Genomic DNA, 18,218 nt, shown 5'->3' on the forward strand with positions numbered 1-18,218 from the left:
ATTGCTGCTTCTCTATTCTTAATAATAAGCAGCAGCATCGGTCTGTATATTTATTTTGGAAAGCATCTTAAAGCAACTATGTATCATGCATTTAGTCATGTTTTAAAAATACAAATACCTCTCATTTATCTGCTATTCATCATAACTATACCCTTATTCATTATTTTTGACCGATGGATGAGAAAACAATATTTTAAACACCACTCTTGAAAAATCATTTTCCTCTCCTATGATATAAAAAAGCATCGGGAACTTTACTATCCCGATACTTCTATTATTTTATCTATTTTTCAAGCAAGTCTTTTAAAAATGCATCCAATTCTTCATCCAAACCCTTTAAAAGTTCATCATTCAGTAATAAAGTGTCTTCCTCATCTATCAATAAAAGTTCGGTTACAGTTTCCCTATCCTCATCAACTAAAACAAAAGAATAAGGCTTCATTATAGCTAACTTATCCAAAACTCCCGTATCTTTCAATGCGTTGATCTCCCCACGAAGTATACGCTCTACTATTGTATAAAAATCATCTTCACTATAATCCACCCACTCTTCAATTATGGTACGTGACAATTCTTCGTCATCATCATTAAAAATAACTAATTCACCACTGTCCTGCTTAGGTTGCAAATGGATATCGGTGACTACTGTTCTCTCTCCATCCGCTATATATTTATCAACCGCTTCCCGGAGCGAAGACGCAATAGAAGCATGTGACTGTGCACTGAATTTCATACCAAAATCAATTTTATATATTATTTATATCCAAAAGTACAAAAAAAATCTTTCTCTCAACACTTATTCTCTAAAAATTATCATCAAAACGTTTCATTTGTATTCTTAATTGGGATAGCTTACTCTCTCTTTTCTCTAACTCCAATGAATAAAAGGCTATCAATTGTTCATCCCTGCTGCCTGATTTCACCAATTTCTTCGCTTTACCCAACCATTCCTTGGCCTGTTCTACATTATCCTTTATTTCATAATATAGTGCAATATTAAAAGCCGCTTTCATCTTTTGCTGGCCTTTTCTCTTCTCATAGGCTATCTTCCACTGACTATACGCTTCATCCCAATTGTTCTCACGAAGATATACACCGGCATCACGCATTTCAATATTCCCGCCATCGTAATAAAAACGAGCCACCTCATCCCAATGTGGCAACAGATGTTCTACTGGAATAGAAGCGGCATATTCCGAAGCTTCTTTTACTATCTTCCGGTCAGAAAGAGCTGGTTCTATTTCCCAGGAAATGGTATCTTGCTTGGCAACTACAAACAAAGGTTTATCACGATTGGGAATGTATACTCTAACAATCGGAGATATAATTCCATCTACAGCATCTATAGGCATAGGAAAATCCGGATAGAACAGTACGCCGGGCTTAGTCTGAATATGAATACGATCAAAAGACAATATCATATCCACCCCCAAATCCTCGCTCAGTTTCCGTACTTCCTCATTGGTCAGAATGACATTAACCCGTGGCACTTTATCCTGTGCCCGGAATACAGAATCACAGATAATGACCTGATCGAAATAATTCACATTGGCAATATTCTCTGCCAAAGCTTCGGATGCCACTTTACCATCGCCTTCCAATTCGCTGCTCAGTATTTCATGATTATCTTTAGTTTTCAGTACAGGCATATTGTTTATCACAGCCACTTTTCTCACAGCATCTGGAAAACTGACATCGGCTGCCTGTAACTGATCAAAAGATATGGTCTGCAAACTGCTGCAGGAAGCAAGAAGCGTCCCAGCAACTAGAATTATTAATGAAACGGATCTTTTCATATTATCATTTTTTCTTAGGGAACAAAAATACGCTTATTTACGTAAGAAGTGAGTTAAAAGGAATAAAAAAAACGTCCGGGTAGTAAATTCGCCCCGGACGTTTCTATAATAATCGTTATTTATCACGCATTTTGCCCGTGACAGTTCTTGTATTTCTTACCGCTTCCGCAAGGACAAGGATCGTTACGACCTACTGTCTTCTCTGCACGAACCGGCTCACGCTTTACCTCACGAGTATCACGTTCGGCAGCAGCTTGCTGGTGAGGATCACTTAAATCCTGCTTCTCCTCTCTATACTGTTGGCGAGGAGTCTGCGGTTCGGGAGCAGCCTCACGAACTTGTTCCGGTTCTTGAACCGGGATTTGTCCGCGCATCAATACAGAGATGGTATTATTATTGATCTTATGTACCATGTTGTCAAACAAATTGACCGATTCCAACTTAAAGATCAGCAACGGGTCTTTCTGCTCATAGCTAGCATTCTGTACAGAATGTTTCAGTTCATCCAGCTCACGCAGATTTTCTTTCCAAGCATCATCAATAGTATGAAGCAGTATCGCCTTCTCAAATGATTTCACAATCTCTTTACCTTCTGTTTCATAAGCCGCTTTCAAGTTAACAGAAATATTATACAAGCGCTTGCCATCAGTAATAGGAATCATGATGTTTTCATACATATGTCCTTGCATCTCATATACCTGTTTGATAACGGGATTGGCAATCTGGGCCATACGGTCTGTCTTGCGCTTGAAGTTGTTCATTGCCGCTTCAAAGGTTTTCTCTGCAAGATCTTCTTTTCTCATCTTGTTGTACTCCTCTTCTGTGAATGGTACTTCCATTGCCAATGTCTGCAATATTTCCATCTTCACATTATCAAAGTCGCCCAATTCTACAGCATAAGCGCAACGATCCCAAATCATATTCACGATATCCATACCGATACGCTCACCCATCAAGGCATGACGACGTTTGGTATAAACAGCCACACGCTGTTTGTTCATCACATCATCATATTCCAGCAAGCGTTTACGAATACCGAAGTTATTTTCTTCCACTTTCTTCTGCGCACGTTCAATGGAATTTGAAATCATCTTGTGTTCAATCATCTCACCTTCTTTGAAGCCAAGTTTATCCATTACACTGGCAATACGATCTGAAGAGAACAAACGCATCAAATCATCTTCCAATGATACAAAGAACACAGATGAACCCGGGTCCCCTTGGCGACCGGCACGACCACGCAACTGACGGTCCACGCGACGACTTTCATGACGTTCCGTACCGATAATAGCCAAACCGCCCGCAGCTTTCACTTCCGGACTCAGCTTAATGTCGGTACCACGACCTGCCATGTTAGTAGCAATAGTCACGATACTCTTCTGACCTGCCTGTGCCACAATATCCGCCTCTCTTTGATGCAGTTTCGCATTCAACACATTATGCTCAATCTTGCGCATAGCAAGCATTTTGCTCAACATTTCAGAGATTTCCACCGAAGTGGTACCTACCAGAACAGGACGTCCTTCTTTTACCATTTCTTCAATCTCTTCGATAACAGCTTTATACTTCTCACGTTTTGTCTTATAAACGCGATCATTCATATCTTTACGGGCAATAGGACGATTCGTCGGAATAACAACGACATCCAATTTATAAATATCCCAAAGTTCTCCCGCTTCCGTTTCCGCTGTACCGGTCATACCCGACAATTTATGATACATACGGAAATAGTTCTGTAAAGTGATGGTAGCAAAAGTCTGGGTAGCAGCTTCCACCTTCACGCCTTCTTTGGCCTCAATAGCCTGATGTAAACCGTCAGAATAACGACGGCCTTCCATAATACGTCCTGTCTGTTCGTCAACAATCTTAACCTGTCCGTCGATTACAACATATTCGTCATCCTTTTCGAACATAGCATAAGCCTTCAGCAACTGGTTGATAGTGTGTACGCGTTCAGACTTGATAGCGTAATTTGTCATCAGTTCATCTTTCTTGGCCAGCTTTTCTTCTTCTGTCAGATCTGTCTCATTTTCCAAAGCAGACAATTGGGAAGTAATATCAGGCAAAACGAATAAAGTAGGATCTGCCGCATTTCCTGTAATCAGGTCGATACCTTTATCGGTCAAATCTACGCTGTTTTGCTTTTCATCAATTACGAAATACAATGGATCAGTGGCTTCAGGCATACGCTTGTTATTCTGTTCCATATAAATTTCCTCGGTCTTCAGCATACCTGCCTTAATACCTTGTTCACTTAGGAACTTGATTAATGGCTTATTTTTGGGGAGTGCCTTATGACTACGGAACAATGCCAAAAATCCCTCTTCCTGATCTTTCTTGTCATCCGATGCAATCAAGCGTTTGGCATCGGCCAAATATTGGGTAGCCAACTTTTTCTGAGCTTCAAACAGACGCTCTACTAAAGGACGAAGTTGTTCAAACAACTGATCCTCACCTTTAGGAACAGGACCGGAAATAATCAACGGAGTACGAGCATCGTCAATCAATACAGAGTCCACCTCATCGACAATAGCATAATTATGTTTACGCTGCACCAAGTCTTTTGGACTGACAGCCATATTGTCACGCAAGTAATCGAAACCGAATTCATTATTCGTGCCGAAAGTGATATCGGCCATATAAGCTCTGCGGCGCGCATCTGAATTAGGCTGGTGTTTATCAATACAGTCCACACTCAATCCATGGAACTGATACAATGGCCCCATCCATTCCGAGTCACGTTTTGACAAGTAATCATTAACAGTAACTACGTGTACACCATTACCGGTCAGTGCATTCAAAAATACAGGTAAAGTGGCCACTAACGTCTTACCTTCACCAGTAGCCATTTCGGCAATCTTGCCTTTATGTAACACTACGCCACCGAATAACTGTACATCGTAATGCACCATGCTCCATACCATGTCATTGCCACCAGCAATCCAATGGTTCTGCCAAATAGCTTTATCGTCCTCAATACGCACAAAATCTTTTCCTTGAGCAGCCAATTCACGGTCAAAATCGGTAGCGGTTACAATCAATTCCGGATTTTCAGAGAAACGGCGTGCAGTGTCTTTTACAATGGCAAAAGCCTGCGGAAGTACATCATCCAGTGCCTTTTCATATTTTTCCAGCACTTCTTTTTCCAGTTTGTCTATCTGCGCGAAGATGCCCTCACGATCTTCCAGTTCTGTAGTTTCGATAGTACCTTTCAATTCTTCTATCTTCTTTTGTTCCTCTGCAGCCGAATCAGAAATGTATTTCTTTAATTCTACTGTTTTTGCACGAAGCTCGTCATTGCTCAATTTGGCAATTTCCGGATAAACAGCCTTTACTTTATCAACCCATGGCTTGATTTCTTTCATGTCACGAGTGGCCTTATTTCCAAATAATTTGCCAATAAATTCATTAAATCCCATTGTATTTTTTTGTTTTTATTATTTTCTAATTTGATTACTTTTGAAAATGCAAAGTTACAATAAAATGCAGATTAATTTGCACTTCTCTCCTTAATATTATTTTCTGATGTCTGTCATTGGTGCCAGAACGGCTGCATTAGGAGCACGAATACGCATATAATGAGCTACGGTGGGTGCTATATTACCTATTTTTACAGGCGCATGGATTATTTCCGGTTTTATTCCGTTCCCAATGAAAATCAATGGAGCCGACGCATACGAATAGCGTTGCACCTGCGTATCAAGCGAATGTTCACGGAACACAGTCCAACCTGGTAAAACTTCTATCCACAAGTCTCCAGAACATATCGGGTTATAGTAATTCTTTATTTTATCAATGGTAGGAGTCCACGCCCCCAATTGTAAACGTTGTGAAGAATATACATCTTTCACCCCACTGAACTGTACCAAAAATTCTGCCGCACGGTTCAATATCTCGGACATATTCAGTTGTTTCTGCTCTATCAGCTTATGATTCAAATATATTTGTTGCTCAAAATGTGCCTCCACCCATTGCCCTTCACCGTAAATAGCAGCCAAATAAAGGTTTAACAGAGCAGAACAACGTTCAATATGGAATTCTCCACCCGGTATTTTATATTGAGGAGGATCAACAGGATCTGTGTCAGCATATCCTGTAGAGGTTATAAAGAATAAAGTATTGTTCAAACCAACTTTCCGGTCTATCAATTCCAATAATTCAGCAATACTGTTATCCAAGCGTACATATGTATCCTGCATTTCCATCGGGAGTTCTGCAGGAGCCTTATGATCATAATTCCCGGCATAATATGCTAGTGACAAAAAGTCCGGAACAGCATCCTTTCCAATGGAAGTATTACTCAAACAAGCATTAACCAAACGGTTTACCTCATCATTAGCATAGGGACTTGTTTTCAATTTACGGTATTTATTTTTCCGTTCATCATCGAAATTATGCTTGAACGTAACTTGTTTGTTCTCGCTAGTCAAATATTTATAGACAGTCACAGGCAAATAAGGCGCCCACGACATATTGCCGATACGGAAATCTAGTCCTTCACGGTCATTATAAGTAGTCACCCATGCAGGAAATATACCGTAATATGTGCTGCCACTCCATTTTCCTGTTTCATCATTCAACCAGAATGCACCTTTCGAAGCATGGCCGGCAGCTAACACCGCCATTTCACGTGTAGGAGCGATAGAATAAACTTCAGCTACTCCTTGTGTGGCTATTACCAACTCATCTGTCAAAGTCGACACCTTCATTTTCTGCGGAGAAGTAGACTCTGAAGTATAAATGCCCATAAAATCAGCATCGTCCACACAATTAAGGACTCGAAGAGTACTGCGGTCCATCCAGTTATCCCCCACGATTCCGTTGGTATAAGGTGTAGTACCAGAATAAATGGCCGCCACAGCTGATGACTTATCTACATTAATAAAATCATATTCGGCATTCCGATAAATCCGTCCTTCTTTCCACAACCGCTTAAAGCCACGTTCACCGTATAAAGCCGAAAAAGCCTCTATATAATCAGTCCGCAATTGGTCAATAGTCAATCCGACCACTAACCTAGGGACCGCAGGAATGTTCTGTGCCTGCAACCCTGTTAATGCGATAACAGTCAAAAGAGAAGTTAAGATGCGTCCTTTCATTTATTGTTTTGTCTGTAATATAATAAAACGTGGTTTGCAGAACATATTAACAAACACAGTGCCAAAGGTAATACCGTTACGTTGAATTTTTGCTGTATAAACGGCATTATCATCATAAAAGATGTTAAGCACACTATATTTATTGTATGATAGTAGTCTTTTTTACCTTTTATAGCTCGATAAACCATAACCGGAAGATAAATTAAAGGGATAGGATTCAATAAAAGGATAAGCCAATTGGACCCTACCGTAGGATGAGTAGAAAAAAAGACCAAGAAAGTGATGACACATCCCGCCAATCCTTGTACACCGAAAAGAAGCAAATCCCAAATCCAGATTATTTTCCTGATTTTAAACTGCAACCACCCTACAAAGCAAGTAACTCCTATTAAAATAAAGACACACACCATGGGTGACAACGGAAAGCCTTCCCTAACGTCCTCTGGTTCTACATCCACTACCTTTTTTTCATGCAGAATCAAAGGACGCACGCTGTCACCTACTACTATAGTTGCTTTTTTTGCTGCCTCCAACATATAAAAAGGAGCGAACATCTGCTTACGCGTATCAATAGGCTTATCAGCTTCACTGCCCAAACACATATCAATGCCCAGCTCATCCCATTCGTGCCCTTTAGTATATTGATGGACAATATCCCGAAAAGAGAGTCTCTCTTTTCCTTCAGAATAAACAACCTTTCCTTCAATACACTTTTCTATTATATCACGCGCACGTGTAGTGCAATTATCATAGAAAAAGTTATAACGATAAACCCTATTCTTCGGCAGATAATTCTCTTCCAGCAATCTTCTGAGTTTCTGTTTTTCCGAAATAGTCAAATTCAATGTCTGCTGATAGACCGAGGAACCACGCATAGCATAACTACCTTCAAAATAAGGATAACGGGTTACGCCCAATTCATAATCAGTCTCTCCTTTGACAAAACGATAGATAAAACGGGGAGTATTAAAGCTGAACATACCATAATTAAACACCCAGTCCTCTCCACGTGCCGTATCCTCATAGCGCAATGCCGTATGCCCGAACAAAGCATATATTTCTGTACCGGGAGCACAAGTCATCAGACTCACCTTTATATTATCCTCCTGACCTCTAATCGATTGACTCAAGGAAAAGAATAACAAAATCAATGCTATAATTAATTTATTCATAAAATCCATTTTCTGTTTACCGATGCAAAAGTACACCTAAATATTAATTAATTCCTCACAAATACCATTTTTTATTGCTATTCCTATTTATTTTTTACGTTACTTTGCAGCCGAAAAAGCAAAGTTGTGAATTTAATAATCGACATAGGAAACTCAGTAGCTAAATTGGCTATATTTGACAAAGGCGAGTTAGTTGAAGTATTTCGTGGCTCCAATCATTCTTTAGATTGTCTCCCGATGCTTTGTTCTCGATACCCCTTGAAACGAGGTATCATAGCTTCTGTCATAACACTAAGCAATACTATCCGGCGCCAACTGGGAAGATTGCCTTTTAATATCATCGAATTAAGTCATGAAACCCCTGTTCCTATCACTAATTTATATAAAACGCCTCAAACACTGGGTATGGACCGTTTAGCAGCTGTGGTTGCAGCAAACTGGCTGAAGCCTGGACACGATGTACTGGTTATTGACGCAGGGACCTGTGTTACATACGATTTTATCGATGCCGACGGATCCTATCATGGGGGCAATATTTCTCCAGGAATGCGTATGCGTTTCAAAGCATTGAACATATTCACCGACAAACTCCCCAAAGTAAGCGCCAAAGGAGAAGTTCCGATGTATGGACAATCTACAGAAACAGCTATCCGGGCAGGGGTCATTCGCGGAATGGAATTTGAAATGAGCGGGTATATCACCCATCTTCAAAAGAATTATCCGGAACTTTTGGTTTTTTTAACGGGCGGAGATGAATTTTCTTTTGATACAAAATTAAAAAGTATCATCTTTGCAGATAGATTTTTAGTATTGAAAGGTTTAAACAGAATATTAAGCTATAATGATAAACTATAAAAGACTGATTAGTGCGTCAATATTACTCACAGTCACAGGGCTAGCCGTAGCCCAAACAAGCACAAATTCTCCCTATACACGCTACGGCTTTGGTCAGTTAGCTGATCAAAATTTTGGTAACAGTAAAGCGATGGGAGGAATAGCATACGGCTTGCGAAACGGCTACCAAATCAACGCATCTAATCCGGCATCTTATACAGCCATCGATTCATTGACATTCTTGTTCGATGCAGGAATGACCCTTCAAAATGCGAACTTCAAGGATGGTAATGTAAAAACCAATGCTAAAAATTCAAGCTTTGATTATTTGGCTATGCAATTTCGCCTATGGAAAAAAATGGGGATGACAGTTGGGTTTCTTCCATTTTCCACAGTAGGTTACAGCATCTCCAAAACACATGATTTTGAGGATGTTAACAATAACGGGAAGTGGAGCGAATCTTATGATGGCGACGGAGGTTTTCATCAAGTTTTCATAGGATTAGGTTATAAAGTTTTTAATAATTTGTCTGTTGGTGCAAATTTTTCGTATCTTTATGGAGATATTACTCATCAATCCATGACAACTATTGGAGCGACAGATACACGTAGTATTAAATTAGACAAATTTTCTATCAGTGATTATAAATTAGATTTTGGTTTACAGTATACTTATAAGTTAAATAAAAAAAACACTATTAATATAGGTGCTGTTTATACCTTGGGACGTACCTTGCATGGAGATGCATATAAGTATCATCAAACAGGTGCGGAAAGTAATGGTTCTATCTATGTACAGTCACAAACTGGCGATACTATTCCGAATCCGTTTAAAATGCCACATACATTTGGTATAGGGCTTACATATGTATATGATAACCGCTTAACTATAGGGGTTGACTATACTTTACAAAAGTGGAATACAGCCGATCTAGCTTGGAGTAAGTTCAATAAAGAAAGTGTGGAAATGAATAGCCGTACAAAAATAGCTTTTGGTGCGGAATTCGTACCAAGTTATATCAGCCACAACTATCTGAAACGTATTCGTTACCGTATGGGGGCCTATTATTCAAGTCCTTATAATAAGGTCAGCTATACTAGTCCGGACACAGGAACAACCAGTTTCCAAGACGGTGCACGCGAATATGGTGTCAGTATTGGGTTTGGACTTCCCATGTTCCAAAGTAAATCTATGCTGAACATTTCCGGGCAATACATTAAAGTCAGTCCTAAATTTAAAGGATTAATGGAAGAAAATTATTTGAGAATCAATATTGGACTTACTTTCAATGAACGTTGGTTCATGAAGTGGAAAGTTGATTAATAAAATGGAGAGAAGCAAATAAATAACAACAACTAAATTTATATACGATGAAAATGAAGATGATAACAGCGCTGTTCGTTCTTTCCTTAGGTACGACAGCTTCTTTCGCTCAGACCGGAGCGTCAGACGGATCAAGATTCGGACATGGTGAAGACAGTATCCGATGCTTGAAAAATATCAGTATTTACACTGAGTATGTTAAGACTAACAATTTCAAGGATGCTTACACTCCTTGGATGAGTGTATTTACAGAAGCCCCCAAAGCTCAAGTAAGCACTTATACTAATGGTGCAAAAATTCTTCGTGCCTTAATAGCCGGTGAAAAAGATGCAGCTAAACAAAAACAATACTTTAACGAACTGATGAAAGTTCACGACCAACGCATCCAATATCTGGACGATTTGAACAAGTTGGTTAAAAGAGATGCTACAAAAGGCTCAATCATCGGTATGAAGGCCCATGACTACTTCACAATGGGTGGCCAAGACATGAATGAAGCATATAACATGTTCAAAGAAGCCATTGAACTTGAAAAAGAAAACTCTGACTACTTTGTATTACAAGAGTTCATGGATGCAGCTGCCCGTAAAATGAAAAGTGATGAATCATACAAAGAACAATTCATTCAAGATTATTTATTTGCATCAGGAGTTGCTGATGGAGCTTTGAAAGCCGCTACAAAGGAAAATGACAAAAAATTATTGAAAGTGGCAAAAGACAATATTGACGCATTCTTCATTAATAGTGGTGTGGCAACTTGTGATAATTTACAAGCAATTTATGCTCCGAAAGTTGAGCAAAACAAGACTAATTTGGATTATCTGAAACAGGTTATCTCTGTAATGCAGATGTTAAACTGTACAGAACAAGAAGCTTACTTTGCTGCATCTGAAGCTGCACATGCCATCGAACCGACAGCAGAAACGGCTGTAGGTTGCGGATACATGTATTATAAGAAAGGCGATATGGACAAATGTATCGACTATTTTGATCAAGCTATCAATTTAGAACAAGACCAATTAAAGAAAGCTGATTATGCATATAAAACCGCTGCCATTTTATTTAGTAAGAAACAGTTGAGCAAAGCAAAACAATATGCACTGAAAGCGATCTCGTTAGATGGCAACAACGGTAAACCTTACATTTTGATTGCTAACATGTATGCATCAAGTCCTAATTGGAGTGATGAAGCAGCATTGAACAAATGCACTTATTTTGCAGTTATCGACAAATTGCAAAAAGCAAAAAGCGTAGATCCTAGTGTTGCTGAAGAAGCAAACAAACTAATTAGTACTTATGCAGCCCATACCCCCAAAGATGCTGATTTGTTCTTCCTCAGTTTAAAGAAAGGTGACTCTGTTACAATCGGCGGATGGATTGGTGAAACAACAACTATCAGATAATTATGTCGTCTGAAAAAGAACAAAAATCACACTTTATATTCTTAAACATAACAGTTGCCGTTTGGACAACTGTTATGTTTGTTTTATTTCCAGCATGCTCAAGAGGCGAAAAGAATCTAGCAGAAGCTATTACAGAAAGAGATTCGTTGCCCAGCATGAAAACATTGGGAGTTACTACCCTTATATCCGATTCCGGTATCACCCGCTACAAAATTATCACAGAAGAATGGGAAATTTATGATAAAAAGAATCCTCCTTATTGGGCATTTGAAAAAGGAGTTTATTTGGAAAAATTTGATTCCCTATTCCATATTGATGCCAGCATAAAAGCCGATACAGCTTATTACTACGAGAAAAAGAAACTTTGGGAATTGAGAAGCAATGTGCATATCCGCAGCCAAAGAGGCGACAAATTTGACACAGATCTGCTCTTTTGGGATGAAAAGCAGGAAAGGGTCTATTCTGACAAATTTATCCGCATTGAACAAGAAGATAAAATCATTACCGGTTATGGATTTGAATCTAACCAGCAAATGACAGAATATCAAATTTATAATAACACAGGTATTTTCACTGTAGAAGATACAGCACCAGCAGACAGTACAAAAGCTGTTGCAAATAGCACTAGAACTGATTCGATACGCTAATTCACTCACTATTATGGGTATTATTATACAGATTCTTATTACAATGGCTTTTTCCGCTTTTTTTTCCGGAATGGAAATAGCCTTTGTTTCATCCAATAAATTACGTTTTGAAATGGATCGTAACAACCAAAGCATAAATTCACGTATACTTTCCATCTTCTTTCATAATCCGAACAATTTTATCTCTACCATGTTGGTAGGAAACAACATCGCTTTAGTTATTTACGGTATATTGATGGCACAAGTCATTGAACAAAACTTGTTGTCAGGATTGATAGACAACCACTTTTTATTAGTACTAATCCAAACAATTATTTCCACATTAATCATTTTGGTCACAGGAGAATTCCTACCTAAAACCTTATTTAAGATTAACCCCAATTTCACTCTGAATATTTTTGCAGTTCCCACTTACATTTGCTATGTCTTACTCTATCCCATCAGCAAGTTTGCTTCGGGAATATCCAATATATTACTTTACATTGTAGGCATTAAAACAAATAAAGAAGCTAATGAAAAAGCTTTTACTAAAGTCGACCTAGATTACTTTATTCAAAGTAGTATACAAGATGCTCAAAATGAACAAGACATAGACACCGAAGTCAAGATATTCCAAAATGCACTAGATTTTTCGAATATTAGAATTAAGGATTGTATGGTACCCAGAACCGAAATTGTTGCTATCGAATATGGAACTCCCATAGAAGAATTAAAAGCCCGCTTCATTGAAAGCGGAATAAGTAAAATTATTGTCTATAAAGAAAACATTGACAATATTATAGGTTATATACATTCCTCTGAAATGTTTCGTGAACAGACAGACTGGACTAAGAGTGTCCGCCAATTGCCTATTGCTCCTGAAACGATGGGAGCGCATAAGCTGATGAAATTATTTATGCAACAAAAGAAATCCTTAGCTGTAGTAGTCGATGAATTCGGAGGTACATCCGGCATCGTGGCGCTAGAAGATTTAGTGGAGGAAATTTTCGGCGAAATAGAAGATGAGCATGATACAACTTCTTACATTGCCAAATCCGTCGGTGACAATGAATACATCCTTTCCGGACGTCTGGAAATAGAAAAAGCCAATGAATTGTTCTCACTTGACCTACCGGAAAATGATGATTACCAAACTATCGGTGGACTCATCCTGCACCAATACCAAAGTTTCCCCCAAATACATGAAGAGATCATTTTCGATAAATTCCATTTCAAAATAATTAAAGTAACAGCAACAAGAATTGAATTAGTAAAGTTGAAAGTAATCGAATAACAGATTTTTTTCACAATAAAATAGCTTGTAAGCTGCATTTTTTGTATCTTCGTGCGCTAAATCTATGAAGTATAAAAAAACAATAAACAAAAATAGTAAAATTAAATGGCAACATTACAAACAATCAGAAGTAAAGGCCCTCTGTTGGTCGTTGTAATCGGACTTGCCCTCTTCGCATTCATTGCCGGAGACGCATGGAAGGTTCTCCAACCACATCAGGGTAAACAAGACGTAGGTGAAGTAAATGGAAAAACACTTACAGCACAAGAGTATCAAAAAATGGTAGATGAATACACAGAAGTCATAAAATTGACACAAGGTGTTTCTGCATTAAATGACGACCAACTGACTCAAGTGAAAGACCAAGTATGGCAATCTTACGTAAATAACCAATTAATCGCAGCGGAAGCTGCAAAATTGGGGTTGACCGTCAGCAAAGCTGAAGTTCAAGCAATCATCGAGGAAGGTACTAACCCATTGTTGATGCAAACCCCGTTCCGCAATCCGCAAACCGGTGCTTTCGACAAAGATATGTTGAAAAAATTCCTAGTGGATTACGCTCATCTGGACGCAAGCAAAATGCCTGCACAATATGTAGAATACTATCAAAAGATGGGAGCTTTTTGGAATTTTATTGAAAAGACTTTGATACAATCCACTTTAGCTGAAAAATATCAGAACCTGATTGCAAAATCATTGATTTCAAATCCGGTTGCAGCTGAAGATGCTTTTATATCACGTACTGAACAATCAGACGTTTTATTAGCTGCAATTCCCTATTCTTCTATCAGCGATTCAACTATTACAGTTTCAAATAGTGAAATCAAAGATCTGTATAACAAGAAAAAAGGTTCTTTTGAACAGCCAGTTGAAACTCGTAACATCAAATATATTGATGTATTGGTTACTCCATCTGACGAAGATCGCAAAGAGGTATTAAACGAAGTAACCGAATACGCTACCCAGCTAGGTACTGCTGCAGACATGAACACATTCATCCGTTCCACCGGTTCTGTAGTTCCTTTTTCTGAAATTGCAATCAACAAGACTGTATATCCTAATGATGTAGTTGCTCGTTTGGACTCTGTAACTATCAACGAAGTATATGGTCCTTACTATAACCAAGCAGATGATTCATATAATGCTTTTAAAATTATTGCCAAACAGACAGCTCCCGACTCAATCCAATATCGTCAAATTCAGGTATATGCCGAAGATGCTGCTAAAACCGCAACTTTAGCCGATAGTATTTTTAATGCACTGAAAGGTGGAGCAGACTTTACTGATATTGCAAAAAAATATGGTCAGACAGGTGAAGCGACTTGGTTGACTGCACGCAACTATGAAGGTGCTGCATTAGATGCAGACAATGCTAAATACATTAACACATTGATAAACTCTAATGTCAAAGAATTAACCAATCTTCAGATCGGACAAGCTAACGTTATTCTTCAAGTATTGGACAAAAAAGCTATGAAAGATAAATATAAAGTTGCAGTGATTAAACGTCCGGTTGAATTTAGCAAAGAAACATACAACAAAGCATACAATGATTTCAGTCAATTCGTAGCACAGAACACTACAATGGATAAAATTATTGCCAATGCAGAAGAAAGCGGATATCGCTTGTTAGAACGTGCTGATTTCCGTAGCGCAGAACACCGTGTGGGTGGTGTAAAAGGAACTCGTGAAGCGTTGAAATGGATTTTTGCAGCCAAGGAAGGTGAAGTGTCCCCATTGTATGAATGTGGTGAAAACGATCACTTGATGGTAGTTGCTCTTGAAAAGATTAATCCTGCCGGATATCGTAATATTAATCTTGTTGCCGACATGCTGAAAGCAGAAATCATCAAAGATAAAAAAGCTGAAAAACTGATAGCTGAAATGAAAAGTGCAAGCAGCATTGACCAAGTAAAAAGTATGGCAAATGCAGTTAGCGATTCTGTAAAACATATAACTTTTTCTGCTCCGGCATATGTTTCAGTAACTCGCGCTAGCGAACCAGCTTTAGGTGCTTATGCAAGTAAAGCTGAAATAAATAAGTTAACTGGTCCTATCAAAGGTAATGCAGGTGTTTACATGATTCAGGTTTACAACAAAGAAAAGAGTGCAGAAGAATTTGATGCCAAGAATGAAGAAAACAACTTGTCCAATATGGCAGGGCGTTATGCTAGCAGTTTCATCAATGACCTGTATAAGAAAGCTGATGTAAAAGACGACCGTTACTTATATTTCTAATATCAGAAAGTTATCAATAAGACAAAACAGGCTGTATCGAAAATTCGTCGATACAGCCTGTTTTGTCTTATTCCTATTTTCGCAAAAATTAAAGATGAAATAATTTATAAAATCTATTCGTTTACGTTCCGTATTCCCATTTTTATCATTATGTTTGCAACAGTAATTATGAAGTATTTTATTGCTATATGTACGTGTATCCTTTTGTTATGTAGCTTTAATAGTACAAATAAAGGAGGAATTATCCGCGAATGCCAGCCAGAAGTCATATCTTCTATATCCATGCTTTCGGATGATACGAATTCCTATCGCCAATTATCTACAGAAAAACGATATGACGCTCCTAATGTGAAACTATCCGAAGTAAATCTTTTATGTTTCACTTTACGTACTCCGATGTTTACCAAAACATCAAAACCCTTATCTACAATCAAAGTACTTTGCCATTACCGTATTCTTCTACCTGAACAAAAATTTAATAGCCTATATCCTAGCATTAATTATGTAAAATCCTCGTGTAAATACTTCATTTACACATTAGGACATATTTTGATTTAGCAGCTATTTCCTCTTACTTATTCTTGATCATTATCATTCCGGATTGAAATTATTCTATCGGCGTGTATACATATATGTGTGACACTACGATGTGAATATCACTATAACTCGGAATTTAATACTATTTTACCTACTAAATCACATTTATATTATAATGCTACACTTATTTTTATCCACATTGACCATGATGGGGCTTACTTTCCTCATCGGTTTTTTTGTCGCTGCTATTATTAAAGGAATAGCGCTGGCAGCAGATTCTATGGATTTCTATAGCTCCCACCTATTGGAACTTCAACGTTTAAGAAAAATCAAAAAAGCACGTGCCCGTTTTATCCAATTAGTATGGAATAATTCTCCAGAAGAGATGGAAGCTCTAGGAGACAGCCGTGAAAACTGGAACCGAGGAATGAACAGCGATCTGAGAGGAAAACAGGAAGGTGGTTACTACCATGGTGTCAGTCATGGAGCATCCCAATTAAATCTGATAGATTATTACTATCCGGACACAAAGATGATCTACCTTAAGAAACGGGAGGAAATGCATAATCAGCAACAAAAAAGCACTCATGTGAAAAAGAATCTTTCAATGAATAAATAACCTGAAAATCAACAATTAGATATGGAAAATATAGATTTTGGAATACTTTTCCAAGGCATTGGTACAATGATAGAAAGCGGTTGGTTCCTTGCCTGTGCGCGCGTTTTTTTAATTCTTTTGGGATTTCTACTCATTTATCTAGGTTGGAAAGGAATATTGGAACCCATGGTCATGATTCCAATGGGACTCGGTATGATAGCCATCAATTGTGGAACATTAATCATGCCGGATGGAAATCTAGGCAATCTTTTTCTTGATCCCATGCTCTCGGATACAGACGAATTGATGAATACCATGCAAATAGATTTTCTGCAACCGGTTTACACCCTCACATTCAGTAATGGACTCATCGCTTGTTTCGTCTTCATGGGAATCGGAACCTTGCTAGATGTAGGTTTCCTGCTACAAAAACCTTTTGCTAGTTTGTTTCTGGCACTTTGCGGAGAACTAGGAACCTTTCTCACATTGCCAATTGCCAATGCACTTGGCTTATCGGCACAAGAGAGTGCTTCTGTAGCCATGGTAGGAGGTGCAGATGGTCCGATGGTACTGTTCACTTCATTGGCATTAGCCAAGCATTTGTTTGTACCGATTACTGTGGTAGCTTATCTCTATTTAGGATTGACTTACGGCGGTTATCCCTATTTGGTTAAATTACTGATTCCCAAACGTTTCCGTTCCATCAAAATGACCGTAAAGAAAGCGCCGAAGAATTACGATGCCAAGGTAAAGCTTGCTTTCGCAGCGGTACTCTGCGCTGTACTCTGCTTCCTTTTTCCAGTGGCCTCTCCCCTGTTTTTCTCTCTATTTCTAGGAGTGGCTGTACGTGAATCAGGGATGAAACATATTTATGATTTTGTCAGCGGTCCATTGCTTTACGGTTCTACTTTTATGCTGGGATTATTATTAGGAGTGCTTTGCGACGCTCATCTGCTACTAGATCCTAAAATCTTAAAATTGCTGATACTAGGTATGTTGGCATTGTTACTATCAGGTATCGGAGGTATTTTAGGCGGATATATCATGTACTATATCAAGAAAGGAAATTATAATCCAGTCATTGGCATTGCTGCTGTAAGCTGCGTACCAACTACTGCCAAAGTGGCACAAAAGATTGTCAGTAAAGACAATCCTGATTCATTTATCCTAGGAGATGCACTAGGAGCCAATATATCGGGAGTTATTACTTCAGCAATTATTACAGGTATTTATATCACAATCATCCCGCTATTATGAAACAGCATGAATCCTACCTAATAAATTTCATCCACTTTTA

General features: G+C 38.4%; 13 protein-coding genes and 1 pseudogene. 9 read left to right on the forward strand and 5 right to left on the reverse strand.

Annotated elements, in window-relative coordinates:
* Positions 1–210: pseudogene (locus tag AB5935_RS11395) on the forward strand (hypothetical protein); the annotation flags it as partial.
* Positions 211–283: 73 nt separating this feature from the next.
* Here the strand turns inward: AB5935_RS11395 and AB5935_RS11400 are convergent.
* The 5 genes from AB5935_RS11400 to AB5935_RS11420 all read right to left on the reverse strand — a co-directional run bounded on the left by AB5935_RS11400 (position 284) and on the right by AB5935_RS11420 (position 8,067).
* Complete coding sequence (locus tag AB5935_RS11400) at positions 284–733, reverse strand: hypothetical protein (RefSeq protein WP_007837759.1); 450 nt, start codon at positions 731–733, stop codon at positions 284–286.
* A gap of 70 nt (positions 734–803) precedes the next feature.
* Positions 804–1,796, reverse strand: coding sequence for a DUF6340 family protein (locus tag AB5935_RS11405; RefSeq protein WP_007837758.1), 993 nt, complete (start codon positions 1,794–1,796; stop codon positions 804–806).
* Between the two features lie 122 nt (positions 1,797–1,918).
* Positions 1,919–5,215: a preprotein translocase subunit SecA gene (gene secA / locus AB5935_RS11410; RefSeq protein WP_007842678.1), complete on the reverse strand. Its 3,297-nt coding sequence runs from the start codon at positions 5,213–5,215 to the stop codon at positions 1,919–1,921.
* Between the two features lie 96 nt (positions 5,216–5,311).
* On the reverse strand, positions 5,312–6,895 hold the full coding sequence (locus AB5935_RS11415) for an alkaline phosphatase family protein (RefSeq protein ID WP_007837756.1): 1,584 nt from the start codon (positions 6,893–6,895) through the stop codon (positions 5,312–5,314).
* Entirely contained in the window at positions 6,892–8,067 is a 1,176-nt protein-coding gene (locus AB5935_RS11420) for a DUF4105 domain-containing protein (protein WP_007842676.1), read from the reverse strand. Before AB5935_RS11420 ends, AB5935_RS11415 begins: the two co-directional genes overlap by 4 nt.
* Positions 8,068–8,193: 126 nt before the next feature.
* Here AB5935_RS11420 and AB5935_RS11425 point away from each other — a divergent pair, with 126 nt between their 5' ends.
* The 8 genes from AB5935_RS11425 to AB5935_RS11460 all read left to right on the forward strand — a co-directional run bounded on the left by AB5935_RS11425 (position 8,194) and on the right by AB5935_RS11460 (position 18,178).
* Positions 8,194–8,922: a type III pantothenate kinase gene (locus AB5935_RS11425; protein WP_038609094.1), complete on the forward strand. Its 729-nt coding sequence runs from the start codon at positions 8,194–8,196 to the stop codon at positions 8,920–8,922.
* Positions 8,909–10,225 (forward strand): hypothetical protein, encoded by a 1,317-nt coding sequence (locus AB5935_RS11430; protein WP_007837750.1) that lies wholly within the window; start codon positions 8,909–8,911, stop codon positions 10,223–10,225. Before AB5935_RS11425 ends, AB5935_RS11430 begins: the two co-directional genes overlap by 14 nt.
* Positions 10,226–10,272: 47 nt before the next feature.
* Entirely contained in the window at positions 10,273–11,628 is a 1,356-nt protein-coding gene (locus AB5935_RS11435; protein WP_007845179.1) for a tetratricopeptide repeat protein, read from the forward strand.
* Positions 11,629–11,630: 2 nt separating this feature from the next.
* Positions 11,631–12,275, forward strand: coding sequence for an LPS export ABC transporter periplasmic protein LptC (lptC, locus tag AB5935_RS11440; RefSeq protein WP_007837746.1), 645 nt, complete (start codon positions 11,631–11,633; stop codon positions 12,273–12,275).
* A gap of 13 nt (positions 12,276–12,288) precedes the next feature.
* Positions 12,289–13,548 (forward strand): hemolysin family protein, encoded by a 1,260-nt coding sequence (locus AB5935_RS11445; RefSeq protein ID WP_038609091.1) that lies wholly within the window; start codon positions 12,289–12,291, stop codon positions 13,546–13,548.
* A 105-nt stretch (positions 13,549–13,653) separates the two neighbouring features.
* Positions 13,654–15,786 carry a peptidylprolyl isomerase gene (locus AB5935_RS11450; RefSeq protein ID WP_007837738.1) on the forward strand — a complete coding sequence of 711 codons (2,133 nt, stop codon included), beginning with the start codon at positions 13,654–13,656 and terminating at the stop codon, positions 15,784–15,786.
* 712 nt (positions 15,787–16,498) lie between these two features.
* Entirely contained in the window at positions 16,499–16,942 is a 444-nt protein-coding gene (locus AB5935_RS11455) for a hypothetical protein (RefSeq protein WP_038609088.1), read from the forward strand.
* Between the two features lie 21 nt (positions 16,943–16,963).
* The gene (locus AB5935_RS11460; protein WP_007837729.1) at positions 16,964–18,178 is read left to right on the forward strand and encodes a sodium ion-translocating decarboxylase subunit beta; all 1,215 of its coding nucleotides are present in this window, start codon (positions 16,964–16,966) and stop codon (positions 18,176–18,178) included.
* Positions 18,179–18,218 lie beyond the last annotated feature (40 nt).

Origin of the sequence: Phocaeicola sp. RTP21198st1_B8_RTP21198_201120 (genome assembly GCF_040929485.1) — a bacterium.
GTDB classification, from domain to species: Bacteria; Bacteroidota; Bacteroidia; order Bacteroidales; family Bacteroidaceae; genus Phocaeicola; species Phocaeicola dorei.